Origin of the sequence: Streptomyces sp. SID14478 (assembly GCF_010548525.1) — a bacterium.
Classification (GTDB): domain Bacteria; phylum Actinomycetota; class Actinomycetes; order Streptomycetales; family Streptomycetaceae; genus Streptomyces.
Window position 1 is genome coordinate 1 of the sequence record NZ_JAAGMG010000564.1, and the last position, 4,071, is coordinate 4,071.

Sequence of the window (4,071 nt, forward strand, 5' to 3'; positions counted from 1 at the left end):
CACCGCCCTCAGCGCACAGGCAGCGCCCGCGAGCGCGCCGCGGTCCGCGAAGGGGCCGGGACCCCTCGCCTTCGACCCGGACGCGTACACCGAACTGACCCTGACCGTCACGACGGACGACGGCGACAAGGAGGTGACGTACCGCTTCTGGAAGGCGCTCACCTACGTCGAGAAGCCCGTCGACGAGAAGTACCAGAGCCTCGTCGTCAGTGTTCCCGTCGAGATCGACGGGAAGGCCGTCGACGCGAGCGACGCGCCCATCCTCTTCGCGAACTCCGTCGGCGGCTACCTGCCGTCCTCGGTCGCGGACGCCACCGCCGTCGGCGGCGGAGGAATGCCCGGCGGCGGAGGGCTGCCCGGCGGCGGCCCCGGCACCCCGCCTCCCGGCGCCGACGGCGGCACCAATGCCACCGGCGGCGCCCTGAACAGCAACCAGCTCCTCGCCCTCGCCGCCGGATACGTCGTCGTCGAACCCGGCGCCCGCGGCCGCACCCTCAAGGACGACGACGGCGACTACTACGGCACCGCCCCCGCCGCGATCGTCGACCTCAAGGCCGCCGTGCGCTACGTACGCGCCAACAAGGGCCTCATCCCCGGCGACACCGACCGGATCGTGTCCGCAGGCACCAGCGCGGGCGGCGCCCTGTCCGCCCTGCTCGGCGCTTCCGGCGACAGCCCGCTCTACGACGCGTACCTGCGGGAGCTGGGCGCGGCCGACGCCTCCGACGCCGTCTTCGCGACCGGCACCTGGTGCCCGATCACGGATCTCGAGCACGCCGACGGCGCGTACGAGTGGAACTGGGGCGGCAACCCGCTCAGCAGCGGCGCACCGGTCGACCGGCAGGTCTCCAAGGACCTGACGTCCCAGTTCGCCGAGTACCAGGCCCGGTTGAGGCTGCGCGGCCTGGACGGATTCGGTCCGCTCACCGCCCGCAACTTCGACACCTACCTGATCGAGCAGTACTTGCAGCCGTCGGCGACGACGTACCTGAAGGGCCTGTCGGACACCGACCGGGCGACCTACCTCGCCGCCCACACCTTCCTCACGTGGAAGAACGGCGAGGCCACGTTCACGTGGGAGGACTTCCTCACGCACGTGGGCGCGCGCAAGAAGGACACCCCCGCCTTCGACGCGTTCGACCTGTCCGCCGGGGAGAACAACGAGTTCGGCGCGGGCACCACGCCGTCCCGGCACTTCACGGCGTACGGCGCGAGGAACGACTCCACCGGCCTGAGCAGCAAGCGGGTCGCCGGCGACATCGCCGGGAAACTGGACCTGATGAACCCGATGCACCACCTCGGGAAGAAGAACCCGGGCCGCTCCAAGCACTGGTGGATCCGCCTCGGCACCAAGGACAGCGACACGGCCCTGACCGTCTCCGCGAACCTCGCGGCGAGCGCCGCGGGCCTCGGTGACGACGTCGACCACCTCTACTACTGGGACGAGGGGCACGGCGCCAACACCGACCCGGCGGACTTCATCGCCTGGATCGCCGAGGTGACGGGACACCACGCGCGCTGACGTCCGGCCCGTCCCGCAGGACCTCGACGAGGTTCTGCGCGCGCCAGCGGCGCAGCAGTTCGTGGAAGACGACGGCGCCGTGCGGGTACGCGGTCGGCCCGTTCGGCCGGCCGCGGCCCTCGGCGTTGTAGTAGCCGGGGGTGCACTCGGCGTGGAACCACTCGTGGTCGGGGGCGCCCTGCCGGCAGACCTCGGTCCAGGCGTCCTCGGCCTCGACGGTGGGCTCCACGACGGCACCCTTCTCCTGCGCACCGGCGACGAGGGCAGCGACGTGCACGGCCTGCTCGTCCAGGATGTGCGAGTAGTTGACGCTGCTGGCGTTCTGCAGCGAGCCCATCTGGAGCAGGTTCGGGAAGCCGCTGGCGGTGAAGCCGTGCAGGCTGCGCGGGCCGCGCCGGGCCCGCTCCTGCGTCAGCCGGACGCCGTCGCGGCCGGTCACGGGCAGCGTCCCGGAGGTGATGCCGGAGACACCCACCGAGAAGCCGGTGGCGAAGATCAGGCAGTCGAGCCGGTACTCGACGCCGCCCACGACGACGCCGCGTTCCGTCATGCGCTCGATGCCGTGGCTGTCGGCGGTGTCCACGAGCGTGACGTTGTCCCTGTTGAACGCGGGCAGGTACCGGTCGGAGAAGGTGGGGCGCTTGCACGCGTACCGGTACCAGGGCTTGAGCGCCTCGGCGGTGGCCGGGTCGCTCACCTCGGCGGCCACGCGCTCCCGGATCCGGCGCATCGCGGCGTGGTCGGCGGCCTCGTAGGCGGCCTCGAAGTCCGGTGCGCCTCCGCGGCGGAAGCTGGGCAGCAGCTTTTCCAGGAGGCCTGCCGACGCGGTCCAGCCGTCGGCGACCAGATCCTGCCCGGCGTCCTCGCCGGAGACGATCCGCAGGAAGTTCTCCCGCCGCTCGGCCGCCCAGCCCGGACGGTCCGCGCCGACCTCCTCGGGCGTCGTGCGCCGCTGGCCGCGCACGTCCACCGCGGAAGGCGTGCGCTGGAACACGTACAACTGCCCGGCGTCCTTGGCCAGTTCGGGGATGACCTGCACTCCGGTGGCGCCGGTGCCGACGACACCGACCCGCTTGCCCGCGAGCCCCGTCATGCCGCCCTCGGGACTGCCGCCGGTGTATCCGTAGTCCCAGCGGGAGGTGTGGAAGGTGTGGCCGCGGTAGTCCTCGATGCCGGGGATGCCGGGGAGTTTGGGCTCCGTGAGGGTGCCGGTGGCGGCGACGACGTACGTGGCCCGGAACGCGTCGCCGCGGTCGGTCGTGACCACCCACTGCCGGGCCGCCCCGTCCCAGTCGAGCGCGGTGACCGCGGTCGAGAAGAGGGCGTGCCGGTACAGGTCGAACCGCTCGGCCATGCGCACCGCGTGGCGACGGATCTCCTCGCCCGGGGCGTACTTCCACTCGGGTACGTAGCCGGTCTCGTCGAGCATCGGCAGGTAGACGTGCGCCTCGATGTCGCAGTGGACACCGGGGTAGCGGTTCCAGTACCAGGTGCCGCCGAAGTCGCCGCCCTTCTCGACGACGCGGACCGTCGCCACGCCCTGCTGGCGCAGCCGCGCGCCCGCCAGGATCCCGCCGAAGCCGCCCCCGACGACCGCGACGTCCACCACGTCGCGCAGCGGCGCGCGCTCCGCGACCTCGTCCACGTACGGGTCGGCGGCGAAATAGCCGAACTCCGCGGTCGTGGAGCGGTATTGGGCGGTTCCCTCGGGGCGGACGCGGCGCTCCCGCTCGACGCGGTAGCGCTCGCGCAGGCGGGCGGTCTCCTGCGGGGTCGGCGGGGTGTCGTGGTGGGGCAGGGGCATGCTGCGCGTTCCTCTCGTGGGGGGAGGTGAATTCGGCGCCGCGCAGGCGGGGTTGGCGCCCTCGCGGGAACGTTCCGCGCGGCCACAGGTACCGTAACCCAGGAACCGGACAACACTGTCCGGTTCAGGCGAGCGCCCCGATCCGAAAGGCCCGCGATGTCCCACCTCACCCCCGCATCCCCGTTGCGCGACTGGCTGGCGGACCCCGCCGCCGGGCAGGTCCTGCGCTCCCTGCTGGCCTCGCAGGGACAGAGCGAGGAAGTCCTCGCGCCCGCCCTGGCGCTGCCGTTGGAACAGCTCATGACGGTGTCCGGCGGAAAGTTCCCGCCCGGGCTCGTGGACGTGCTGGTCACCGCCGCCGGGACCGGAGTGGTCCCCGAGGGGGTGCCCACCGCTCCCCCGGCGGTGGCCACGCAGCCGGACCCGGGGGTGGAGATCGGCGCCCCGGAACAGTGGACCGAGCAGGTCACGCCGGGCCGCTTCGCCGGTCAGAGCGTCGTCGTCACCGGCGCGGCCTCCGGGATCGGGCGGGCCGTCGCCGCGCGGATCGTGCGCGAGGGCGGCCGGGTGGTCGCCGTGGACGTGCGTGCCGAGGGACTCGCCGCGCTGGCCGCCGATCTGGGCGAGGCCGTCGTACCCGTCACCGCGGACATCACCGCGCCCGCCTCCGGCGCCGCCGTGCTGGCCGCGGCGGGCGGGCGGGTGCACGGCCTCGCCAACGTCGCGGGGGTGATGGACGACGACG

General features: G+C 73.1%; 3 protein-coding genes. 2 read left to right on the forward strand and 1 reads right to left on the reverse strand.

Annotation, left to right across the window (positions count from 1 at the left end):
- The coding region (locus G3I40_RS18680) for a subtype B tannase (protein WP_164303276.1) at positions 1–1,522 on the forward strand (1,522 nt) is incomplete at its 5' end.
- Here the strand turns inward: G3I40_RS18680 and G3I40_RS18685 are convergent.
- Positions 1,479–3,326 (reverse strand): NAD(P)/FAD-dependent oxidoreductase, encoded by a 1,848-nt coding sequence (locus tag G3I40_RS18685; RefSeq protein WP_164303277.1) that lies wholly within the window; start codon positions 3,324–3,326, stop codon positions 1,479–1,481. The two genes, G3I40_RS18680 and G3I40_RS18685, sit on opposite strands and share 44 nt — an antisense overlap.
- 156 nt (positions 3,327–3,482) lie before the next feature.
- Between G3I40_RS18685 and G3I40_RS18690 the strand changes: the two genes are divergently transcribed.
- A partial coding sequence (locus G3I40_RS18690; protein WP_164303278.1) for an SDR family NAD(P)-dependent oxidoreductase occupies positions 3,483–4,071 on the forward strand: 589 nt, incomplete at its 3' end.

Bases quoted from the DNA above. Each gene is read 5' to 3' on its own strand.
- G3I40_RS18685 (WP_164303277.1), bottom strand. From the start codon at position 3,326: ATGCCCCTGCCCCACCACGACACCCCGCCGACCCCGCAGGAGACCGCC.